General features: G+C 39.2%; 16 protein-coding genes. 8 read left to right on the top strand and 8 right to left on the bottom strand.

From position 1 onward, the window contains the following. Nucleotides 1-10 precede the first annotated feature (10 nt). Nucleotides 11-652, bottom strand: coding sequence for an ABC transporter ATP-binding protein (locus BWD42_RS21005; protein WP_077438369.1), 642 nt, complete (start codon nucleotides 650-652; stop codon nucleotides 11-13). A 407-nt stretch (nucleotides 653-1,059) separates the two neighbouring features. Between BWD42_RS21005 and BWD42_RS21000 the strand changes: the two genes are divergently transcribed. The 3 genes from BWD42_RS21000 (at nucleotide 1,060) to BWD42_RS20990 (ending at nucleotide 6,022) form a co-directional block, all read left to right on the top strand. After that, nucleotides 1,060-3,861, top strand: a complete 2,802-nt coding sequence (locus BWD42_RS21000; protein ID WP_254846294.1) for a TonB-dependent receptor — start codon at nucleotides 1,060-1,062, stop codon at nucleotides 3,859-3,861. A 157-nt stretch (nucleotides 3,862-4,018) separates the two neighbouring features. Further along, a complete protein-coding gene (locus BWD42_RS20995) occupies nucleotides 4,019-5,476 on the top strand; it encodes a hypothetical protein (RefSeq protein WP_077438367.1) in 1,458 nt (485 codons plus the stop codon). 111 nt (nucleotides 5,477-5,587) lie between these two features. Next, the gene (locus BWD42_RS20990) at nucleotides 5,588-6,022 is read left to right on the top strand and encodes a hypothetical protein (RefSeq protein WP_077438366.1); all 435 of its coding nucleotides are present in this window, start codon (nucleotides 5,588-5,590) and stop codon (nucleotides 6,020-6,022) included. A 105-nt stretch (nucleotides 6,023-6,127) separates the two neighbouring features. Here BWD42_RS20990 and BWD42_RS20985 read toward each other — a convergent pair whose 3' ends face one another. After that, nucleotides 6,128-7,330: a hypothetical protein gene (locus BWD42_RS20985; protein ID WP_254846293.1), complete on the bottom strand. Its 1,203-nt coding sequence runs from the start codon at nucleotides 7,328-7,330 to the stop codon at nucleotides 6,128-6,130. Between the two features lie 286 nt (nucleotides 7,331-7,616). Here BWD42_RS20985 and BWD42_RS20980 point away from each other — a divergent pair, with 286 nt between their 5' ends. Beyond that, on the top strand, nucleotides 7,617-9,461 hold the full coding sequence (locus tag BWD42_RS20980; protein WP_077438365.1) for a DNA polymerase III subunit gamma/tau: 1,845 nt from the start codon (nucleotides 7,617-7,619) through the stop codon (nucleotides 9,459-9,461). A 77-nt stretch (nucleotides 9,462-9,538) separates the two neighbouring features. Then, nucleotides 9,539-10,330, top strand: a complete 792-nt coding sequence (rlmB, locus tag BWD42_RS20975; protein WP_077438364.1) for a 23S rRNA (guanosine(2251)-2'-O)-methyltransferase RlmB — start codon at nucleotides 9,539-9,541, stop codon at nucleotides 10,328-10,330. Nucleotides 10,331-10,556: 226 nt separating this feature from the next. Here the strand turns inward: rlmB and BWD42_RS20970 are convergent, their stop codons facing one another. The 6 genes from BWD42_RS20970 to BWD42_RS20945 form a co-directional block, all read right to left on the bottom strand. Next, nucleotides 10,557-12,320 carry an AMP-dependent synthetase/ligase gene (locus BWD42_RS20970; protein WP_077438363.1) on the bottom strand — a complete coding sequence of 588 codons (1,764 nt, stop codon included), beginning with the start codon at nucleotides 12,318-12,320 and terminating at the stop codon, nucleotides 10,557-10,559. 213 nt (nucleotides 12,321-12,533) lie between these two features. Next, on the bottom strand, nucleotides 12,534-14,387 hold the full coding sequence (locus tag BWD42_RS20965) for a DEAD/DEAH box helicase (RefSeq protein ID WP_077438362.1): 1,854 nt from the start codon (nucleotides 14,385-14,387) through the stop codon (nucleotides 12,534-12,536). Nucleotides 14,388-14,638: 251 nt separating this feature from the next. Next, on the bottom strand, nucleotides 14,639-15,970 hold the full coding sequence (locus tag BWD42_RS20960) for an OmpA family protein (protein WP_077438361.1): 1,332 nt from the start codon (nucleotides 15,968-15,970) through the stop codon (nucleotides 14,639-14,641). A gap of 144 nt (nucleotides 15,971-16,114) precedes the next feature. Further along, nucleotides 16,115-17,452, bottom strand: a complete 1,338-nt coding sequence (locus BWD42_RS20955; RefSeq protein WP_077438360.1) for an OmpA family protein — start codon at nucleotides 17,450-17,452, stop codon at nucleotides 16,115-16,117. Nucleotides 17,453-17,542: 90 nt separating this feature from the next. Then, nucleotides 17,543-18,385 (bottom strand): universal stress protein, encoded by an 843-nt coding sequence (locus BWD42_RS20950; RefSeq protein ID WP_077438359.1) that lies wholly within the window; start codon nucleotides 18,383-18,385, stop codon nucleotides 17,543-17,545. A 23-nt stretch (nucleotides 18,386-18,408) separates the two neighbouring features. Then, nucleotides 18,409-19,257 (bottom strand): universal stress protein, encoded by an 849-nt coding sequence (locus BWD42_RS20945; protein ID WP_077438358.1) that lies wholly within the window; start codon nucleotides 19,255-19,257, stop codon nucleotides 18,409-18,411. A 638-nt stretch (nucleotides 19,258-19,895) separates the two neighbouring features. On the opposite strand from BWD42_RS20945, the gene alaS reads away from it, so the two are divergent. From alaS to BWD42_RS20930, 3 genes are all read left to right on the top strand, one after another. Then, the gene (alaS, locus tag BWD42_RS20940; RefSeq protein ID WP_077438357.1) at nucleotides 19,896-22,511 is read left to right on the top strand and encodes an alanine--tRNA ligase; all 2,616 of its coding nucleotides are present in this window, start codon (nucleotides 19,896-19,898) and stop codon (nucleotides 22,509-22,511) included. A gap of 264 nt (nucleotides 22,512-22,775) precedes the next feature. Continuing rightward, complete coding sequence (locus BWD42_RS20935) at nucleotides 22,776-23,873, top strand: TlpA disulfide reductase family protein (protein WP_077438356.1); 1,098 nt, start codon at nucleotides 22,776-22,778, stop codon at nucleotides 23,871-23,873. Between the two features lie 102 nt (nucleotides 23,874-23,975). After that, entirely contained in the window at nucleotides 23,976-24,671 is a 696-nt protein-coding gene (locus tag BWD42_RS20930; protein WP_077438355.1) for a response regulator transcription factor, read from the top strand. The last annotated feature ends 172 nt before the right edge of the window (nucleotides 24,672-24,843 follow it).

Below are 24,843 nucleotides of genomic sequence, written 5' to 3'. Positions count from 1 at the left end.
CCGTAAGCGATTATTTTAAGAGATACATTTTCGAAAACCGATCTTTGATCCGTTTGTCGTGTGTTGTGATCAATAGGGTCGAGCCAGCGGTATCTGCGATACCCAACAGGAGTTCCAGTACACGATTTGTATTGTTATCATCTAATGCTGCTGTGGGTTCATCTGCAATGAGCAGGGCCGGTTTATTAATGACGCTCCGTGCAATAGCAGCGCGTTGTAACTGACCACGGCTTAATTCATTTGGATAGGCTGCTGTTTTATGATCCAATTGCAGCTGTTTCAATACTTGGTGGATCTCATCCACAGCTACATTTTTTCCTGCGAGAGATTGAGCCAATTTGATGTTTTCCAGTAGGGTTAAATTTTTGAGAAGATGAGCTTCCTGGAAGATAAAACCAATGTATTGCGACCTGAATCTGTCGAGCTTGCTGTTAGATAATAGGGAAAGATCCTGATCATTGATTTTAACATGTCCTGTTTCAGGTCTGGATAGACCGCCAAGCATATTCAACAAAGTCGTTTTACCTGTGCCTGAATCACCCAATAATAGGGTATGTTGTCCTTTCTCGATATAGATGTCCGGAAATTCGATGCTTTTCGCATGGGTATATCGGAATGTTAGCTGTTCAGTAGATACGATCGGATTGCTCATATGCTCAAATATTGAAAATATATTCAAACTTAGAGAAATTGCTTTGCATATGCAATATTATTGCAATAATAAGGTCGACCTTGCTTCTAAACAATAGTATGAACGAATATCCTGTTCTTATCGAATTACAATGATATGCATAAGTAAATGTACTAAAACCTAAAACTGACCTTAATATGTTAATAACTTTTCGACTTAATAATTTTATTACACTTCATTAATATCGTCTCATCGAAAAATTGAATAATCGCTCAAAATACTGCTTCAAGCGGGATTTTATCTAGGGTTTTAAGTTAGAATTTACTAGGTAACATTAAATTAACAAGTGGTTTACGTAATGGTAATTCGTTGTTAATGTTAATATAATATTCCGCCAATAGCTTTGCAGAAACAAAAAACAAAATAAATTGGAACCACAATTACAACTTAAAAGAATCGCTGCTGCCATTACGTTCGTCGTAGCTGCGTCAACAACAGTTTATGCACAGAGCAGCGGGAAGTTAATGGGGACTATTACAAATAGCAAAACAGGAGAAACGATTACGGGGGTAACTATTCGTGTTATTGGAACTTCTAGAGGCGGAAGCTCAGATGTTTCTGGTAAGTATAGTATTCCTGCTTTGCCTGCTGGAAAATATACTGTCGAGTACGCTTATATCGGTTACGCTACGAAACAAATTACTGAAGTTGAGATCAAAGCGAATGACATGACCAATTTGGATATTGTCCTTGATAATCCGGAAGGTAAGATGTTAGATCAAGTTGTGATTACAGGTTCTTTTAAGAAGGAATCTATTGGTGCATTATATGCACAGCAAAAAAATAGCGCATTGATTTCTGATGGTATCTCAAGTGAGCAAATTAGAAGATCACCGGACAAAAATACCTCTGAGGCTCTACGTCGTGTAAGTGGAACCACTATTCAGGACAATAAGTTTGTGATTGTAAGGGGGCTTAGTGATCGATATAATGTGGCTATGATGGATGGTTCAGTGTTGCCGAGTACAGAAGCTAACCGTCGCGCATTTTCGTTTGATATTATTCCGTCAAATTTAATTGATAAGATTACAATTTCAAAAACTGCGACACCAGATCTTCCAGCGGATTTTGCGGGTGGTGCGGTTCAGATCACAACAAAAGATATTCCAGACAAGGATTTCGTATCCTTTGGTGTGGGATATGGTTACAATACAGCTTCTACATTCAAGGATTTCTTACAAACTAAAAAGAATACTCAAAATTATCTGGGTTTTGATGATGGTTCTAACAAACTTGCTAAGAATTTCCCTGCGAGGGAGGAGATTCAGGCTGGGTTATCAGGGAAATGGAATCGTTTGGTTTTAAAATCATTGCCTAACGACTATGCGGTACAGAATAAGTCGGCTTTACCTTCTCAAACCTATCAGTTTTCCTTAGGAAAGGTAAAACAATATGAAAATAACAACCGTTTTGGTGCTCTGTTCTCTGTGAATTATAGAAATTCCCAAAATACCTTATTAGATCTTAAACGTGAATGGTATCAATACGACTTTAGCGATAATGTGTATAAGTTTTCAACGAACTTAGGTGCGTTAGCGAATTTCGCTTATTCGTTCGGAAAAAATAAAATTACATGGAAGAACTTATATAATCGTACATACGACAATAACTATCTAGAACGTCGAGGAACGGATGCATCTAAATTATCTGACAATAAGTTCTTTGCCTATGACATTTTGCAAAAATCACTGTTTAAATCCACGATAGAAGGGGAGCACGTTTTAAGCGATAAAAATGATAAGTTGAAATGGACAGCTTCTTGGAGTAATATAGGTAATAGCCAACCAAATCAGACTAAGATCAACTACAAACGCGATATTGATGAGACGAACCCAGCTACCCCTTACTTAGCGGATGTTTCCGGTATAGGAAAGAATAATGCGCGGGTATTTTCAGAGATGAATGAAAATATATTTTCGGGAGAAGCAGGCTATGCAAGACCAATGAGTTTTTTAGATGCTCCTTCTACAGTGAAATTTGGCGGCGGTGCGCAATATCGTAAACGTAATTTTGATGCACGTTTTGTTGGTGCCGAGATCAATGCATTGACTGTAGATCCTGATGAGATCAGAAGAGTTACCGCTTTACCTCCAGATCAATTGTTTTCAATAGATTTGATCAATAAAAATTATTATAAATTCAATGAAATCGTTGGTAGCGGTGACTTATACAATGCGAATTCACTGACTTCTTTTGGTTACGCAATGCTAGATCAGAAATTTGATGATAAGTTTAGGGTAGTTTATGGATTGCGCGTTGAAAATTATGATGTGAAAATCAATTCAAACGATGTTGATAATCAAAATAAGATTAGAGAGGTTGTTAGTGATAAGAAATTTGATTTATTGCCTTCCGTTAATTTCACTTATAGCATAGATTCCAAGATGAATTTGAGAGCCTCGTACTATCGTACTTTGGCACGCCCCGAACTGAGAGAGTTAGCTCCTTTTCAGTTTTATGATTACGAAAATTTAGGAATGGTTTCGGGTAACGTGAATCTAAAGAGAAGTTCTATTAACAATGCGGATTTACGATTTGAGGTTTATCCTACTGCTGGAGAAATATTGTCAGTTTCTGCTTTTTATAAACAATTTACGGATGCAATCGAACCATTGCGTTATGATGTTAATTCGACAGTTGATGTGTCATATTTCAACACACCAAAAGCAACTTTATATGGAGTCGAGCTGGAGGCACGTAAAAACTTAAGCTTTGTTGTGGATAATGACTTCTTTAAAAATACAATCGCTTACCTGAATTTGTCTGTAGTTCATTCAAAAGTAGAAAATCCAACTGATCAGGACTATATTGAGAAAACCAGACCAATGGTAGGCCAATCTCCTTATGTTATTAATGCCGGTTTACAACATACTGCCTTGGATAATAAATTGAGTATCAATATCCTGTATAATCGTGTCGGAAAGCGGATAGCTCAGGCTGGAAGTATTCGATTCACCAGCGCGTATGAAGCACCTCGCAACGTATTGGATGCCCAGATAGGTTATAAAGTATTAAATAAGAAAGGTGAGATCAAATTTAACGCTGGTGATATTTTGAACAATGCTGTGAATGTTTATTTTGATAATAAAGCGCAAAATAAACCAAATGAAACTCTTTATAAATATAAAATGGGTGCAAACTATTCATTATCATTTAATTATACTTTTTAATAGGTAACAAATATTTAATACAGTCTTAATCTTGAAGTTAAAACAAATTAAGTCCTTTGATTAACAAAATAAAACTTAACAAATCGGCTACAGCATCTATTCAACAACACGAAATAAACAGACGGTAGGTCTGTTGCCGATAAAAAAAATTATCCCAATGAAAAAAAGATTTTTATTTTTCTCCTTAGCAGCTTTATTATTTGCCGGAGCTTGTAAAGAAACTAAAATTACAGATGATGGTAATGATACTGAAACTCCAACGAACCCCGTGGATAAAGATGTCGTTGTTGTCTCTGGAGAAATTACATCAAATACAACTTGGTCAGCTGATAAAATCTATTTATTAAAAGGGTTTGTTTTTGTAAGCAATGGTGCCACTCTGACCATTGAACCCGGAACTATTATTAAGGGTGATAAAGCTTCAAAAGGAACTTTAACAATAACCAGAGGCGCGAAAATCAAAGCTGAGGGAACTGCTGAGAAACCTATTGTATTTACATCAGCATTGCCTGCTGGTGCCCGTGATAAAGGGGATTGGGGCGGAGTAATTATTTTAGGGAAAGCTCCAGTAAATGCGGGCGAAGCTAAAATTGAGGGCGGTTTGAATGCTCCAGCGGGTAAAAATGAAAAAGATTATATCTATTATGGAGGTACAGAGGCGGCAGATAATTCTGGGACAATGAAATATGTACGTATAGAGTTTCCAGGAGTTATGTTCTCGCCGGATAATGAAATTAATGGTTTAACATTAGCTGGTGTAGGTAGTGGGACAACATTAGATTATATACAGGTCTATCGTTCCGGTGATGATGCCTTTGAATGGTTCGGTGGTACAGTTAATGCATCACACCTTGTTACAGTTGGTACTTGGGATGATGATTTTGATACTGATTTTGGCTATTCTGGTAAAGTTCAATTTGCAGTTGCTCAACGAGTTCCTTCTCTTGCTGATGTATCTGGCTCAAATGGCTTTGAATCTGATAACAATGCAGATGGAAAGAATGTTACTCCTAAAACATCAGGTGTTTTTTCAAATGTCACTATATTAGGTCCAAAACAGACAGAGAAAAACTCTATTGCTGAAAATAATCAACATGGTATTCATATCCGTAGAAACTCCTCTATTTCAGTATTAAACTCTGTGATCACTGGCTTCAGACTAGCAGGTATTCACGTTGATGATACTAAAGTCGAAACGCCAGAAGCAACAGCGAAGAATATTATTGCCAAAGAATCGGTCTTTGCGAACAATTTGTTTTACGGCAACCTTGTAGATTTTAAAATCAGCCCTGTTGGCGGATCATTGAGCGCACAGCTTGAAACTCTTCTAAAAACTAATAATGTGTTTGATGGTAAACAATTTGCAGCTGCCTTGTATAAAGCTCCTTATCTTTTTGCTAAGGATATTTCGAACAGTAGCGGTACTCCTGATTTTGCACTTCTTGATAACTCGGTAGCCGCTACAGGAGCAGATTTTACGCATGCTAAACTTTCAGATAGCTTCTTTAAGAAAGTAACTTTTAGAGGTGCTTTTGGTGCGGAAGATTGGACAAAAGGTTGGGCTCATTATGATCCACAAACTTTGGCATATACAACTCCGGGTCAAGTTAAATAAATTATATAACATCCATGAACTTTTAGAAAAATCCTGCTTATAGCAGGATTTTTTTTGTCGCATTTTATGCGAATATTTCGTTATATAGTCAAATAATATAAACTTTAAATTATGAAAAAAGCGATCTATTTATTTGTGTTAAGTATCTTCCTATTTTTAGGGTGCAAGAAATCTGATGACAAAACTGATCCTGAACTTGCTGGACCTCAAGTAGAAATAAAAGGGGTATCTGGTTGGGGCGACGTTGTAAATATCATTATTGACAAAAATAAAACAGAAATTAGATATCCAAAAAGCATTGTTCCGGAAGCCCCAAAAGATAAAGTTTATAAAACAAGTGATGTCACATTTGAACAGTTGTCCAACTATATCGATGCCTATAAATTAATGGATGCTAAAATTGAGGAATGCGCGCGCTGTGTGGATGGAACGGATTATGTGATTACATTAAAATACAAAGGCAGAGAAAATACAATTACTATTGCCGCTCATCGTACAGATGGGAAGTATGCTGACCTATTGAAACTTATCGGTACACTTTATTGATGGGAAAATGAGTCGTCGTGTTTGATCAGCTTAAAAACATAGAGTAGGTATAATCTTTATCTCTTGCTATAAATTAAAATTGTCGGTAGCTTTTGGAACAGCATTTTACCTTGGCTCATAGTGATATACAATCTGGTAAGATTGTTTTTTTAGTTCATCAGACAGTTGGCCTATCGCCAGACTTTGAGCCTGTGGTGTAGGTTCGCAGACTGAATAGTACTTTCCATTATATAAAATAGCGTCGTCACCAATGGGCTGTTCGAATTGAACGGCCATGGTGATATGCGTAGGGTAAAGCAGCGTAATCATCGGGAGATTGTAAATCTCTTTGACGAGATAAAAGAACAGCGCTGCACGATCATCGCAATCACTATATTTGTTTAATAAGGTCTGTTCTGGAGATAGCCGTTTTTCCGTTCCAAAATTCTCTTCATCATTTTCGTACAGAAAAGCGTAGCGTGTAAACCGCATTAAATAATCTACGCCTTCTTTTTCTTTCTTCCCTTTTAGATTTTCTTTGAGTGCAGGAACCAGGGATTGATAAGTTTCCTTACTTAATGGGATATTGAAATAGGTCTCGAAATCGACACCCGGGTAGTTTTTAAAAAGGTCGCTGATCTCATTATTCAACTTAACATTAAAATGATAGGCCTTGTGGCCATATTTGAAAGCAATTTGTTTTTCGATGTAGTTGGCCGGTACAAAATCGGGCAGCTTTGTGATTTTATAGCTAAAATCATGTGTGGCTTCCGGTACTTTAATCTTTACGGGGATATAAGTGTCTGCACGTTGAAATAGTTTTCCATAATCGTGGAAATTCAGGCAGGTATATTTTTTACCGTCAACTTCAAAAAAGGGAATATCAGAAATATCTTCATTGTTTTGAATGAAAAAGATTATTTGGTTATTGCCTACAGCCAAACGGGCATCATATCCAGATTTGCACATTAGAAACCATTTGTAAAGTGTATAGCGTGCATAGTTCTCTGCTTTTGGCGCAATCTGTTGGGCCGTGCGACGTACAAGCTGATAATATACCCAGTCGTTGAGGTGTTGTTTATCTTTGTATTCCAGCAAACTATTTACCAGATCATGGTATTCTGTCTGATCAGCAACCTGATAGAACTCCTGTACACGAGCTGCTGTTAAACTGTCATTGAAGGGAATATTGAAGGATGGCGGAACGTTAATCGAAACTCTTCCATCATAAAAATCAAAATCATAGTGCTGCGCCCTAGCAATTTGTAGACTGCAAGTAAACCAGTATAAAATGGTTAAAAAAGCAATATGGCATCCTTTGATCTTCAATTCTTAACAATTTAATAACATTAGTGTAATATAAATTTAACAAATTATGATCGCTTTTTATAGGGATTTGAGAAAAATGTTTTTGCGATTACAGTCTTCTCGACATCATTCGCCTTTTATGTGTATCTACTTCAGTTTTAATCGGAACTCTACTGCAAATTAGTGATGCATTTGCGTTCCTTTGTTTATCTTCCAAATAGCGGAGCGATGAGAATTGGACGTGCCGACTTTGATTTTTAGGTTTCAGAATCTCTGTTTTCTTTTTTAAAATCCGTATCTTCGTGCAATGGATAATTTTATTGTTTCTGCACGTAAATACCGCCCGATTACCTTTGATTCGGTTGTAGGTCAGCAACACATTACAGGTACATTAAAAAATGCAATTCACAACAATCAGTTGGCGCAGGCATTTTTATTCTGTGGGCCACGTGGTGTTGGTAAAACTACTTGTGCCCGTATTTTGGCCAAAACGATAAATTGTGAGCAGATCTTGCCCGGTACTGAGCCATGTGGTGAATGTGACAGCTGTAAATCTTTTCAAAACGGAAATTCATTTAGTATTCATGAACTTGATGCTGCATCTAACAACTCGGTAGACGATATCCGTAACCTGATCGATCAGGTCCGTATACCCCCACAAGCCGGAAAGTATAAGATCTATATCATCGATGAGGTGCACATGCTCTCGCAGGCTGCTTTCAATGCCTTTCTGAAAACATTGGAAGAACCACCTTCTTATGCGATTTTTATCCTGGCAACGACGGAGAAACATAAGATTCTGCCGACGATTCTTTCACGTTGTCAGATTTTTGATTTTAATCGTATAAAAGTGGAGGACATGGCGGGCCATCTAGCCAGAATAGCGGATCGTGAAGCGATTGCTTATGATCAGGATGGTCTACATATCATTGCGCAAAAGGCTGACGGTGGTCTTCGTGACGCCTTGTCCATGTTTGATCAAATTGTCAGTTTCTCAAATAAAAACGTAACCTATCAGGCGGTTATCGATAATCTGAATATTCTGGATTACGATTACTATTTTAAGCTAACGGATGCGATCCTGGCTGAGGATGCTGCGCAAACGCTTTTGACATTTAATGAGATTTTAAACCATGGCTTCGATGGAAGTCATTTCATTGCCGGTTTGTCTGCTCATTTTCGCAATTTGTTGGTAGCGAGGGAACCTGCCACATTAAAATTATTGGAAGTTAGTGATAGCATACGTCAGAAATATTTACAGCAATCACAGAAGGCCTCTTCGGGATTTTTATTGTCAGCATTGAATATCTCAAATCAGTGTGAAATAAACTACAAGACAAGCAAAAACCAACGTTTACAAGTGGAACTTGCTTTGTTGAAAATGTGTCATATCGCAAGTGCTATTAAGTTAAGCCAGCTTGGTTCTGTACAGATTCCTTCAGCTGCTGAAGGAGTAAAAAAAAAACTTCCTGAGCCAGTAATCCCGCAACCGAAAGAAAGTCCTTCTACAGCAGTCCTTTCCGGAAATGCGGTTCCAACATCAACGGTATTGACAGCAGCACCCGCATCCAACCCACAAACGCCAGTTTCCAGTTCTCAGTCTTCGGTCGTCAAGCCCGAAGTGAAAAATGATGTTGTTTCAAATGTACCTCCAAAAGTAAAAAAAGGCGGATGGGGCGCCTCAGCCTCAGCAATTATTCCATCATTACCGGATCTGAACACGATTTATGACAACAATTCGGTTGCCAAAGAGGGCGACGAACCTGAATTAATAAGGGGGACCGAACAGCGCGAGGTAAGCTTTAATCAATTTATAGCCATTTGGAATGCTTATGCTGAGCAGTTGAAGGCCGAAAATAAAATTAACCTGTATACGATGATGACTGCTACTCAACCGCGGTTGAATGGCACCCTGATCGAGATTGATGTGGAGAATGCTGTGCAGATGGATGTACTGCAAAGCGCGAAAGTGGATGTCTTGAATTACCTTCGGGTAAAGCTGCAAAATTTTGCGCTGGATCTACAAGGGGTGATGATGGAATTTACGGTTTCACGCAAACCCTATACTTCGCAGGAAAAGTACCAGGCAATGGTCAGTAAAAATCCGCTTTTAGATACTTTGCGTAAGGAGTTTAACTTGGGTTTAAGCTAAATCGACCATTCTAATTCCTGTTAATTTTTGTACCTTTGCAATCTCTTCTATTTTGGAAGGTAATATTTAGTTTTATTATGCAAGGAAATTTTCAGCGACGTGATCGCGATCAGGGCGAAAGACGTGAGGTAAATCAGATGGTATTCGGTATCCGGGCCGTCATCGAAGCGATCGATAGTGGTAAAGAGATTGAATCGTTATTTGTACAACGCGGATTAAGCGGTAGTTTGATTTTAGAACTGAAATCCTTACTGAAAGAGCATAACATTGCTTTTCAGCAGGTGCCCATTGAGAAATTAAACCGTATCACACGGAAAAACCATCAAGGGGTCATTGCTGTTATTTCACCAATTACCTATCAGAATATTGAAGAGCTCCTCCCACAGATCTATGAAAAGGGCGAAACACCTTTACTTTTGATGTTAGACGGGGTGACCGATGTGCGTAATCTGGGGGCTATTGCGCGTACTGCTGAGTGTTCAGGTGTACATGCAATCATTGTCCCTAAAAAAGGATCCGCAGAGGTAAATCCGGATGCAATTAAAACATCAGCTGGTGCATTGTACAAGATTCCGGTCTGCCGTCATGATAGCCTTTCAAAAGTGGGTAAATTTCTGATAGATTCAGGAGTACAATTGGTTGTTAGTACAGAAAAAACAACTTCGAGTATCTATGACGTGGATTATACAGCACCTACATGTGTCATTATGGGCGCTGAAGATGTAGGTGTATCAAATGATTTGATCCGTATCGCGGATAATCTTGCCAAGATACCAATGTATGGTGAAATAGGCTCCCTTAACGTGTCTGTATCAGCTGCTGTTGTGATTTATGAGGCAATTCGTCAACGTCTCCCCAAGAAGTCGTAAGAATAGAAAATCTGTAATATAACATAGCCTTTGTCAGAGACAAAGGCTATGTTTTTTTAATCTCATTGATTTTTATTTTAATATTTACACGAGAGCTTGCTGAGGTTTTTATAGCCAGCTGATTGATTATTATTTCTATGCGCAGGCATAAGTATCCGATCCACTTACTGAAATCTTATATGCTTTGTTGTTTGATCCTGAGAAATAGGTTGTTTTTTCTATCTCGTTAAGCAGTGTAGATCGCCTCAACTTCTTTTTCATACTTCTGGAGAATAATTTTCCGTTTCATTTTTAGGGTAGGGGTTAATTCACCGGTCTCTATCGTCATTTCGTTCGGAATAATCGCAAATTTTTTGATCTGTTCCCAATTGCCAAAATTTTGATTGATGCGATTGAGTTCGGACTCAATCTGTTGTTTGACTTCGGGGCTTTTCAAAAATTCTATTTTGGGCAGTTTTGCCAATGCGGGTGCGGAATTTTTGCTCCAGTCCAAAAGATTGGCATAGTTTGGTACGATTAAAGCTGCGGGGAATTTTCGGGACTCGCCAATCACCATGACCTGCTCGATAAGGGAAGATTCCACAATTTTGGATTCCAACTGTTGTGGGACAATATATTTCCCGCCGGAGGTCTTGAACATCTCTTTCTTGCGGTCGATTATTTTGAGAAATTTACCGTCAATCCATTGGCCGATATCTCCGGTATATAACCAGCCATCTTTGAGCACTTCCGCAGTAGCCTCCTCATTTTTGTAGTAGCCGATCATATTGTTGTCGCCTTTGGTTAAGATCTCCCCATCTTCGGCAAGTTTGATCTCGATATTGATCAACGGAAGGCCCACTGTGCCTATTTTCATTCCTCTTTTAAAACAGTTTACGGCAATACAGGGACCCGCTTCGGTCAGCCCATAGCCTTCATAAATAGGTATTCCGGCTGCCATATACAGACGCGTTAATCTTTCCTGTAGAGCCGCGCTGCCAGATGCAATCCCCTTGATGTCGCCACCCAATGCTTCCCGCCATTTTGAAAAGACTAACTTTCGTGCGATACTTAATTTGATAGCATACCACCAAGAGCGGTTTTCCAATGTGTATTGTTCACCGACACGAAGAGACCAAAAGAATATCCTACGCTTTAATCCGGTGAGCTTTTCACCTGTCGCAATAATTTTTTCATACACTTTTTCAAGTACACGCGGCACAGCAGAAAAGATATGCGGGCGGACTGATCTGAAATCTTCTCCAATACTATCCATTGACTGGGCGAAAAAGATGGTCAATCCCTTATACATATAAACATATTGGAATACGCGTTCATAGGCATGGCAAACCGGTAGAAAGGAGAGCGCACGGTCTCCGCGTACTACAGGAAAAGAATATTCACTGCTCATGGTATCGGCCAAAAGATTACGGTGAGTCAGCATGACACCTTTTGGATTGCCGGTTGTGCCCGATGTATAAATGATCGAGGCAAGGGAGTCGGCGTTGACCGCATTTTGCAGCTGCTGAAGCTGCTCATCAGTTATGGAATCGCCCATGGTCACAAAATGCTGCCAATGTGGTAAATCGTCTTCTTTATCTAGGGTGAAAATATGTTCCAATAGTGGACATAATCCCTTGATCGAAGTAATCTTGCCGTACAATTTTTTGGAACTTACGATACAGTTTTTAATCTCGGCATGGTTGAATATATAGCTATAATCGGATTCAGAAATATTGGGGTAAATCGCGACGACAACAGCACCAATCTGTTGGATCGCAAAATCAAGAATATTCCATTCGATACGGTTTTCACTGATTAAAGCAATCTTTTCACCCGGCTGGATGCCGAGAGCAATTAAACCTTTGGATACCCGATTGGTCCGTTCAATAAATTCTGTATTGCTTACCGCTACCCAGTTTGTTCCGTCTTTGTAGGAAAACATCGGAAAGCCAGGTGCAGTTTCTTGTTGCAAATAGGCTAAATCAAATAATCTCGTTGCTGTTGGCATGGTGGAAATCCAGTTCGTGTAATTAAGCTAATTTACGCTTTTTTGAGGAGATTATAGCCTGTGAAAAATGAAATTAGATAGGTGTTTTGACATGGACGGCTTGGCTATTCGGGGCGTATGCCCATGGGAAGTCTTATAAATGAAAAAGACCCTGATCTACAAAGCAGAGGCTTTCCAGATCAGGGTCTTCATACGTTTATTTAAATACTAAATTTAGTATTTGCTTTTGGATTCTTTACGTTTACCTGAGAAATCGCGGAAACCTCCGCCATTGCCACCACGGTCACGTCTTTCGCCGCTGAATCCGCCTTCACGTCTTCCGCCTCCGTATCCACCTTCACGTCTTCCGCTGCGATCACCACCACGGTATCCACCTTCGCGTCTTCCGCCACGGTCACCACCACGGCTTCTGCCACGATCACCACGGCCTTCACCTCTCGCTTCACCAGATACTTCGATACGAACTTGACGACCGTTGAAATCTACACCCTGGAATCCTTGGAATACTTTCTCTACTTCAGCATCTTGTACTTCAAAGAATGTAAACACACCTTTTAAGTCAATCTTACCAATGGATTTTCCGGAGATATTTGCATTGTTACAGATAAAGCCTAACATGTCTCCACGAGAGAATTCATCTACTGAACCTAAGTTCATAAACAAACGTGTATAACCTTTTGAGCCTTCGCGGGAACGACCATCACGTCTGTCACCACGATCTTCACGGGAACCTTCACGGGCTTCGATATTTAAATCAGGAGCATTTTTGTAATAGTCCAAGAAACGGTTGAATTCAAGGGATGCAAATCTTTTGATGATATCTTCTTTTGAAAGAGATTCCAGATTTTCCATAATTGCAGGCAAGAATGGACTGATTTGTTCATCATTTACCTCAACGTTTTCAATCTTTTTAACGATAGAGAACAATTGTTTTTCACACACTTCAGCACCTTGAGGAACTTGTTTTTTCTCAAAAGGTTTACCGATAATCTTTTCAAGATGACGGATTTTGCTAAGTTCTTTTACGTTTACCAAAGAAAGAGAAATACCAGTTTTACCTGCACGGGCAGTACGACCTGAGCGGTGCGTATAGTTTTCTGTTTCATCCGGTAAAGAGAAGTTAATAACGTGAGTTACATCACTTACATCAATACCACGAGCGGCTACGTCTGTTGCGATCAATAATTGTAAACTACGGTCACGGTAACGTTTCATTACTTTATCACGTTGTTGTTGAGACAAGTCACCGTGCAGCGAATCTGCATTGTAACCATCTTTGATCAACGCTTCAGCGATATCCTGTGTTTCGATTTTTGTACGACAAAATACGATACCAAAGATATCAGGGTTTGAATCCACGATACGTTTGAACGCAGCATATTTATCCTTTGCTTTGATCAAATAATAGTGGTGTTCAATGTTGGCATTACCGGTATTTTTTGTACCTACAGTAAGCTCAACAGGATCGGTCATATAATTCTTTGCGATACGACGCACTTCAGAAGGCATTGTCGCTGAAAATAACCAAGTTTTTTTCTCGTCAGGAGTTTCTGACAAAATGCTGTTGATGTCTTCTTTGAAGCCCATATTGAGCATCTCATCCGCTTCATCTAATACAACATATTTTACATTTGAAAAATCAATCGCATTTCTGCCAATGATATCCAACATACGACCCGGGGTCGCTACTACAATTTGCACTCCACGTCTGATCTGACGTAGCTGGTCTGAGATATTTGCACCTCCATATACAGCAACAACATGTACGTTGTCAACGTATTTAGCAAATTTTTCTAAATCTTTTGAGATTTGTAAACATAATTCCCGAGTAGGGCAAAGGATTAATGCCTGTGGGTGTTTTTGAGAAAAGTCTAATTGCTCTAATAATGGAAGACCAAATGCCGCGGTCTTTCCTGTGCCAGTTTGGGCTAATCCGACAAAATCGTCGTTACCAGTCAATAAAACAGGAATGGCTTTTTCCTGAATTTCAGAAGGTTTTTCGAAACCTAATTCTGAGATGGCATTAACAACTTCCTCACGGATTCCCAGTTCTAAAAATGGGTTCATGAAATATTATATACAATAGGCACTATTGCCTAAGGCGTTGCAAAGGTAGAAATAATATTTGAATAATCCAAGGATTTAAATAATTGATTTTTAATGGAATCGAAATATGTTCTGGGGCTGGGACAATAAATTTATTCACATGCACGACCAGGTGTCAGCATATTCTTTTAAAAGAAGGTAGATACTTATCAGAAAAAAAGGCATCACTTAAATGTGATGCCTTTTGGCCTGTATAGATCGAATAGGATCGATTAATAAAGTGTAAATTCTACGCGACGGTTTTGTTGACGACCAGCAGCATTCTTATTGGATGCAATTGGTTGGTCAGGACCGTAACCTGTTGCTTCGATACGTGAAGCGTTCGCACCCTGAGATACTAAATAAGCTTTCACTGACTCCGCACGCTCTTTGGATAAACGCATATTCAATTCACGTGAACCTGTATTGTCGGTATGGCCGGCTAGTTTCAGGCTAAAGTTTTTCTCGATCAACAATGCCGCAACTTTGTTCAGCGTTGCAAATGAAGTCGGACGGATAGTTGCTTTGCCCAAGTCAAACTCTAGGTTTTTGATCGCATCAGCAACAACTTTTCTGTCCGCTTCTGTAACAACAACTTTCTCGACAACTTTAGTTTCGTTTTTCACGACAATTGGACAACCTGCACCATCCACCTGTACACCAGAAGGCGTGCCTGGACATTTGTCGTATTTATTTGCTACACCGTCACCGTCGTCATCTTTTAAATCATTGTTTAAACCATCCAATTGACTTTGTAAAGCTTGATTTTTTGCATTAAGAGCATCATTTTGTGCTTTTAAATCATCGTATTTTACAGTGTAGTCATTCACAAGTGTGGCTACTGGATTGGAATTGTTCAAGGCTGGTTTGCTACCGCTTCCCAATGCAAATTCTAGACCACCATGGATATAAGTGAATAGGTCATTTTTGTATTGACCGCCTTGGATCCCATCAAAGTTTTGGTTAACCCAGTTTAATTGGTAACCCAATTCAAAGTTGATGCCCTTAGCAACAGCAAATTTGAAACCCATATCCAATGGTACATAGATTTTGGAAATAGCATCAGCTTCTACTGAGGTAGAACCAGTCGTTAAAGTTGTTTTGCTGTTCATGACACCCACACCGATTGAAGCGTAAGGTTTGATGAAACTATTAAAAAATCTCCAGTTGGTATTTGCAGCTTGAAATTCTCCGGATAAAGCAGCCGACCAAGGTGTTTTTGCTTCGAAGGATTGATCTGCCGTTTTTGCTAAAAATGCGCCACCTGTTTTACCACCGAAGTAGCTGGCTTTGATGCCAAAAGATGGAGAAATCTGCTTTTTGATATAAGCACTGTATCCCAAGTTCCAAGCTAGGTCTTCGTACCCAGCACGGTTGAAACCGGCGATATTCGTTTGATTCGTTACACCGGCACCGACACCGATAGACCATGTTCTATACTGTGTAGCTGAACCAAAAGGAGTAGTACCTTCGATTGACGATACCTTTGAAGTTTGTGCAAAAGCAGCATTGGCAAATAAGCCTGCAGTTGCAAATGCAAGTGCTAATTGTAAATTTAGTTTCATAGAATTTGTTTGTATAAACCGAGGCAAAAGTAATAGGTTAAAAATTAAATTCCCAATCGGTTTGTAGTTAAAATATGACAAAAGACTAAATAAAACGGTATTATATTGAAAAATACCGTTTTATTGTGTGTAATTTATTAGCTATTAATAAAGTGTAAACTCTACGCGGCGGTTTTGTTGACGACCGGCAGCATTTTTATTGGATGCAATTGGTTGGTCAGGACCGTAGCCTGTAGCTTCAATACGTGAAGCGTTTGCACCTTGGGATACCAAGTAAGCTTTCACCGACTCCGCACGCTCTTTGGATAAACGCATATTCAATTCGCGTGAACCCGTGTTATCTGTATGGCCAGCTAATTTTAGGCTAAAGTTTTTCTCGATCAACAATGCCGCAACTTTATTCAATGTTGCATATGAAGTCGGGCGGATGGTTGCTTTACCTAAATCGAACTCTAAGTTTTTAATCGCATCAGCAACTACTTTTCTGTCCGCTTCTGTGACAACAACTTTCTCAACAACTTTAGTTTCGTTTTTCACTGTAATTGGACAACCTGATCCATCTACCTGCACGCCAGAAGGTGTTCCTGAACATTTGTCGTATTTATTAGCTACACCATCACCATCATCGTCTTTCAAGTCACTGTTCAATCCATCCAACTGGCTTTGCAAAGCTTGGTTTTTAGCGTTCAACGCATCATTCTGTGCTTTCAAATCATCGTATTTGACAGTGTAATCATTCACTAAGGTTGCTACTGGATTTGAATTGTTCAATGCTGGTTTGCTGCCACTACCCAACGCGAATTCTAGACCTGCATGGGCATAGGTGAAGAGGTCATTTTTGTATTGTTGAGTTGGTCCAACTTTATTATCAAACCGTTGGTTTGCCCAGTTCAATTGGTAACCCAATTCGAAGTTGATGCCTTTCGCCACGGCAAATTTAAAACCGAAGTCTGCAGGTACATAGATCTTAGAATACGAATCACCATATTCCCCTGTGTTTCCACCAGCAATTGCCGCTGTCTCTGCATTCATTACCCCCACACCAATTGATGCATATGGTTTAATGAAACTATTGAAAAACCGCCAGTTTGTATTGGCTGCAATGAATTCCCCGGATAGCGCTACTGACCAAGGTGTCTTTGTCTCAAAACCTGTTTGTTTATCACTGTTTTCATAACCGGAGGTCTTTCCACCAAAGTAAGTTGCCTTAATTCCGAATGAAGGAGAGATTTGTTTTTTGATATAGGCGCTGTAACCCAAGTTCCAATCCAATTTGTCATAACCTCCATTATTGAATTTCGCAATGTTCTGCAAGCTCGTTACACCTGCTCCTACACCAATAGACCAAGTCCTGTATTGTGTTGCTGGTCCAAATGGGGTAGTGCCTTCAATTGATGACTGTTTTGCGCTTTGGGCAAAGGATGCGGTTGAGATAATTCCTGCCGCTACTAGTAATCCTGATTTTTTAAGGCTAATTTTCATAATGTGTTTTTGTAAAATTTTCTACTATAGAATTCTTGTTAAATTAACTCATTGACTACTCTTACAATAAATTTGCCAAAAATTATTTGGTCAATCCACTCGACCGAAAAAATTTGGCACCTCAATTTCGAAAGCCATGTGCTTAACAATATTCTCTGTAAAAATGTTTTGGAAAAAAGTTTTCCTACTTTTCGTAATCAAAATCACATCAATATCTTCATCTCTGATAATCGTATGTATTCCGTTCGCAATGTTCTCCCGCGAGCCCGCAAAATAGCTTTGCGCTTTGACAATATAGGAGATGTCTTCAATACCTGTCTCTGCAATGATCTGTTCAATCCATTTTTCAAGCTGTTGTCCTAAAATACTGATTTCTAGGTTGTTTTTGTTGATATGGATGAGCTGTAGATGAAAATCTTTTCCATATAATGGGATTGCTTGTTTGAGGACTTCCAGTTCTCCCGGTTTAAAATTTGTCAATAATGCGATATTATCTTTTTTTAATTTTACGGCATTTTTTGGAATCGCTAATACAGGTATTTTTGATTCCTTAATGACGTCATACGTGTTGCTGCCGATCAGTACGGATTCTAGTCCAGTGACTCCTTTTGTACCCATAATCACAGTATGATACTTCTCTTTTATCTCCTGTTTTTCCAATGATTCAGCTAAAATTCCGTTGTCAAATAAGGTCGAAATTTTTAACGAAGGATATTTTTGTAGAAGTTCGGCGACAAGTTCCTCCATTTTATGACGGGCCTTCTCTTCGGTGGGGTCTACTAAATGCTTCGCATTTGCGAATTTGTTGCTATGTGAAGTAAAGGAATGGAAGAGTGTGATTTCATCATGGGTTTCCTGAGCAATCTGGGCGGCATAGTTTGCGGCGACTTGTGCATTTTCGGAAAAATCTACAGGGATTAATAATTTAGACATAGCGATATACTTTAATTATGCTTTTATGCTTTGGTGAAAAATATAGGAACTAAAGGATGACTAAACAATGCTTTTGCTACCGATCGGGTGAAAACACGTTCAAAAAAGGATTTTCGCGAGCGCGTGACAAGCAATATCTTGATTTTTTCGGTGTGGATCATTTCGTTGATAACCTCGGGAACAGTGTCCAGATCCTCTATGTCACCTTGTATGGAATCGACCTCTATGGCTATATTGGTCACACCGATATATTTTTTGATTTTATATTTCCATACTTCCAATTTATCTTCTATGCGATTTTCCGAAGAATGATCATAATGGACATGCATCAACTTTAACTCAAACTCTTTTCCCATTATATTGACGAAATCCTGCACCGTTTGCACTTCTTCCTCTTTGAAATTGGATAATAAGCCAACTTTATCAATCTGTTCAAATGAGGCTTCAGTAGGGATGGCCAGAACCGGTATTTTGGCTTTTTTGCTGATCACATAGGTGGTGCTGCCTATCAGCTGACTATCATCATTGGTAATACCTTTTGTGCCCATAATGACAAAATCAAAACGATCCGGAGTAGCTAGGTCCGGCAGGGTTTCAGTGATCATGCCACGTTCGCACTGGGTGCTTACTTCAAGGGATGCATGCGTTGATTTTATCTGCTCTGAAAGGTTTTTAATCAGGATATCGGCTTTAAATAGGGGATTTTGCTTTCCAATGGAATCAGTTTCTCCTTCAAATACTGCAGAAGCCGATGTGTAGTTGTGATAAAGGTGAATACGATACCCCTTTTGGGCGGCCAGATCCACCGCGTATTTTACTGCGTTGTTAGAATGATCCGAAAAATCTACCGGTAGTAGAATGTTTTTTTTCATCTGTTTAAATTATTTATAAGTGTTGCTCTCATCGGTATAAATGAGCTCGTTTCACTCGGTTTGTTTGTTTCGATATGATGAAGCTGTCATATTTAGTTTTTACATATTTTATCTTCTTACAGCTGTCCAAGCGTTCATCCAAATATTTCGGATTCGGGTTCTTTCTTTGCACGAGATTCAGGTGAAAGTTGTTTCCGACTGTATTCTGAAATCCCTATACTTAATTTGAATAGATCATGAGGAAGTCATTTGAATGAATTTTAGTTAAACAATCTTGTCTTCATGTTTAGAATCTCCTATCTCTATCAAATGTAATAAAACAAATGCAATTGTGAATGACGATCAGTCAAATGTTTTTATTGTTTAACGTATTATTTTTCCTCTGAGCCTTACAAATGTGGCTAACATTTAATGCTTTTAAAATGTTGTATTTAATGCATATTTGTGATCGCTGTCATCCCGAAAATTAGACAATTCTGTCCTTCTGAATTTTATGTCCTGATTTTTTTGTTTGAAAAGTCAGTCAGATATCGAAATCGGGCATTACTAAAAACGCTGTGCCGGGCTTATTATCTCGTATTCCACATTGCATAACAGACCAATTTTGAGTAAGTTTGCACATATTTTTAGATAATTAAATGACAAGTAGAGAAATTCGTCAAGCCTTTTTAGACTTTTTTAAAAGTAAAGGGCATCAGATAGTACCTTCAGCACCAGTAGTTGTAAAAAATGATCCTACATTGATGTTTACCAATGCGGGGATGAACCAGTTCAAGGATTTATTCCTTGGAGAAGCGCCGATTAAATTTCCACGTGTCGCAGATACACAGCGTTGTCTGCGTGTTTCCGGCAAGCACAACGATTTGGAGGAAGTTGGTATCGATACCTACCACCATACTTTATTTGAGATGTTGGGAAATTGGAGTTTTGGGGATTATTTTAAGAAAGAAGCGATTGCCTGGGCCTGGGAACTATTGACCGAAGTGTATAAACTTGACAAGGATCGTTTATACGTGACAATTTTTGAGGGCGACTCAAGTGAAGGTTTAGACCGGGATATGGAGGCGTTTGATTTCTGGAAACAGTGGATCGCCGAAGATCGTATCCTGCTTGGTAATAAAAAAGACAATTTTTGGGAAATGGGGGAGACTGGCCCTTGTGGACCTTGTTCTGAAATCCATTTTGATATGCGTAGTGCAGAAGAGCGTGCAGAGGTTTCGGGACAAAGCTTGGTCAATGAAGACCATCCACAGGTAATTGAAATCTGGAACTTGGTCTTCATGCAATTCAATCGCCTGAAGGACGGCTCACTTCAAACTTTACCGGCTAAACATGTGGATACAGGTATGGGGTTTGAGCGTCTTGTCAGATGTATTCAAGGAAAAACCTCAAATTATGATACGGATGTTTTTACACCGACCATTGATTTTATTGCGGAAAAGTCAGGGATAAAATATGGTCTGGATGAGAAGACAGATATTGCAATGCGGGTGGTATCGGATCATATTCGTGCCGTTAGCTTCGCGATTGCAGATGGACAATTGCCATCGAATAACAAAGCAGGCTATGTCATCCGTCGCATTTTGCGTCGTGCGGTGCGTTATGCTTATACGTTCTTAGGATTTAAAACACCGTTTATTAATGAGCTTGTTCCAGTTTTGGCGGCCCAATTCAGTGGCGTGTTTGATGAATTGATCCAACAGCAGGATTTTGTGCAGAAAGTAATCCTAGAAGAAGAAGTTTCGTTTTTAAGAACTTTGTCCACAGGTGTACAGCGCTTCGAAAATTATGTGGAAGACCATCCTGTTATCAATGGTGATTTTGCATTTGAATTATATGATACATACGGCTTTCCGATCGATTTAACGGAATTATTGGCGCGTGAGAAAGGACTGTCTGTTGACATGGAGGGCTTTAAGCAGGCGCTTCAGATCCAAAAAGATCGCTCGCGTGCGGCAACAGCAATTGACACCGGAGACTGGATTCTTGTCAATGATGATGAGGGTTTTGAATTTGTTGGTTATGATACCTTGACTGCAAAAACAGAAATCGTAAAATACCGTAAAGTTGTCGCAAAAAATAAAGAGCAGTATCAATTGGTACTTTCCGTCAGTCCGTTTTATGCGGAAGGTGGCGGGCAGGTCGGTGATTCCGGAGAACTGGTCTCAGAAGAAACAGGTGAAAAGATTTATATTACAGATACCAAAAAGGAAAATGGAATTTTTGTTCATTTTACCAATAAATTGCCTCTGGATCTGAATGGCACCTTTGTTGCGCAGGTAGACGCTACCAAACGACTGGATACCGAGAATAATCACTCTGCAACGCACTTATTGCACGCTGCATTAAAACAAGTATTGGGTGCACATGTAAATCAAAAAGGTTCATTGGTTAATGCTGATATCCTGCGTTTTGATATTTCTCACTTTGCGAAGATGAGTGACGATGAGATCAAGCAGGTTGAAGACATCGTAAATGCTAAAATCCGTGAAAATATTCCATTGAAAGAAGAACGTAATGTGCCTTATCAACAAGCGTTGGATTCAGGTGTAACGGCATTGTTTGGAGAGAAATATGGTGATTTTGTGCGTGTGATCACTTTTGAAGATTCGTTCTCTAAAGAATTATGCGGTGGAACACATGTAAAAGCCACAGGTCAGATTGGATTCTTTAAGATTGTTTCTGAATCAGCTGTTGCGGCAGGTGTGCGTCGTATTGAAGCCATTACAGGTACGCGCGCTGCTGCAGTGATTCGTGAGCATTTTGAATTGGTACAGCATTTAAAAGAACTCATGAATAATCCAAAGGATTTTGTGTCAGCTTTGGGTAAGATCATCGACGAAAATGGTGCCCTAAAAAAAGAAATTGAAAAAAGCATTACCGAAAAATCTTTGGCTCTGAAATCTGATCTGGAAGCAAAGATCGAACAGGTTGGCGATATTAACTTCTTGGCAACATTGGTAGATCTTCCGAATGAAGAAGCGGTTAAGACCTTAGCGTATGCGTTGAAAGGCGCTGTTAATAACCTGTTTTTGGTTATTGGGGCGGAATTCGATGGCAAGCCAAGTCTGACAGTTGTGATTTCAGACGATTTAGCAAAAGAAAAAGGTTTAAACGCAAGCAATATCGTTCGTGATCTGGCAAAAGATATCCAAGGCGGCGGCGGCGGACAGCCATTCTTTGCAACAGCTGGTGGTAAAAATTCTGCCGGATTGAAAATGGCCATTGAACGTGCGAAGGAATTTTTAGGTTAAATTTGAGTTTTTAGACCGGAGACTTAAGTGCTTGTTGAATAAGCTTCAAGTGGAGCAGGGGTCTCCTCAAAATTCTATGATATGAAACTATCTTATTTATTCAAACCGGGTATAACGATTTCAAGAATTCGCTGCAGAGCAAATCATGAATGCGTCATTACAGGGAAAGGAATATATAGGATAGTTTTTTCTGTTTAAAAGGAAACCGAGTGCAATGACATTTATTTATAGATGGATCTGTAGCGCTCACAAAACGATATACAGATGAGAAAGGCAATTTTTTTAATAGTTGGCGTGGTTGGATTGATGTTCGGTTGCCAGAATAAAGAACAGTTTACTATTGAAGGAAATATAGAGAACCCAGGTAATATAAAAGTTGTTTCCTTGTACGAAGGGGATACCAAACTTGATTCGATGTTCTTTGGCGATAATAACAAATTTCAGTTTGTGCGTCAGGCAAGCCAATCAAGATTGTTGTCGCTGCGTGTCGGTAAAAATCGCTACGACCTGATCGCTTCTCCGGGTGAGACCATTTCATTCAAAGCGGATTTGCATAAGGATGTTAATGATTATCTTGTTGAAGGGTCTGAATTGTCGAAAACGATACAACCATTTGCCAGGGAAAGGAATCACCGTGATTATGTGCAAGATTCGCTACAGACTGTATTTTCTAAATTAACGGCAAATTCAACTGCTGACGAAATAGAAAAACTCCGTGCCGAATATAAAGCTAAATTCGCGAATGAGCTTCGGGAGTATACCCGCAAAGCGGTCGATTTTTCCGGTAAACATAATGATTTGGCTGGATTTTATGCGATCTCAACACTGGATCCAGAAGTGGCAGAGGCTGAGATTATTGCTTATGCTGATAAAATTAAAAATGAATTTACGGAAAATAGATATGTGACCCAGTTTAAAGAGGAAACTCAAAAGTTGAAGAAAATGGCTATTGGGCAGCCGGCGCCGGAGTTGATTTCCTTTACTCCCTCCAACAAGGAAGTGAAGTTGTCAAGCTTTAAGGGAAAGTATACGCTGGTTGACTTTTGGGCTTCCTGGTGTATGCCTTGTCGTCAGGAAAATCCAAATCTTGTCAAGCTATATAATGCTTATCACGCCAAAGGTTTCGATATCTTATCCGTTTCATTTGACGATAATCCCGGTTCATGGATGCGAGCTATTACAGACGATAAGCTGACTTGGACACATGTGTCTGATTTAAAGGCTTGGAGCTCACCGATAGTAGTTGATTACCGTGTGAAAGCTTTGCCTACATCTTATATCCTGGATCCAAATGGTATTATCATTGCAAAAAATCTTCGTGGTGAGGAGCTGGCTGATTTTTTGAAGAAAACAATTAAGTAATCAATGTGTTATTGTTAATTGAAATATTACTTAATGATTTGGTAACATTAGATTAACTGATTGTTATCATTTTGTTCATATTTTAGCAGAAAAATAAGACAAATGAGTTCTTCGAAACAAAAGATTTTAATTGTTGATGACGAAAAAGATATCTTGGATTTAATTGCATTCAACTTAAATCGTGAAGGTTATCAGGTCTCTACAGCGCAAAATGGGGAAGAGGCAATACAGGTTGCCAAACAGGTCAACCCGGACCTAATCATCCTGGATGTGATGATGCCCAAAATGGACGGTATTGAAGCTTGTCGCATTATGCGTGCTATGCCTGAATTCAAGAGTACCTTTATGGTATTTCTGACAGCTAGAAGCGAAGAATATTCAGAAATTGCGGGATTTCATGTTGGAGCGGACGATTATATCGCTAAGCCAATCAAGCCCCGCGCGCTAATGAGCCGTATCAATGCGATATTGAGACGAAATGCATCGGAAGAGTCTGATTCAACAGCCCAGGATAAAATCGAGATAGCTGATCTGGTTATCGACAGAGATTCATTCTTAGTTTACAAAGGAGAGCAAAAGATTGTGCTTGCCAAAAAAGAGTTTGAATTGCTTTACCTATTAGCTTCCAAACCCAATAAAGTCTTCACGAGAGAGCAGATTTTAAAAAGTATTTGGGAAGACTCGGTGGTTGTCACCAACCGGACAATCGATGTACATATCCGTAAACTTCGTGAAAAAATCGGTGATGATTATGTCACCACGGTAAAAGGTGTGGGGTACAAATTTGATAAAGAATAATAGAGGAGGCTTAGGCCTCTTTTTTATTGGCTTCTATTTTTTTGAGCTATCAAGGAGCCCATCCCCAATGAGCGCAAAGAAGCTTGCAGTCAAATTTTGCGGTTGTTAATGTTTGTGAAAACAGATAGATTTTATTTCAAGTTCGGATTTTTCCTTTGTTTAATAGCATGGA

This window comes from Sphingobacterium sp. CZ-UAM (assembly GCF_002000245.1).
Taxonomy (GTDB): domain Bacteria; phylum Bacteroidota; class Bacteroidia; order Sphingobacteriales; family Sphingobacteriaceae; genus Sphingobacterium.
This window is presented reverse-complemented; position numbering and strand designations above follow the sequence as displayed.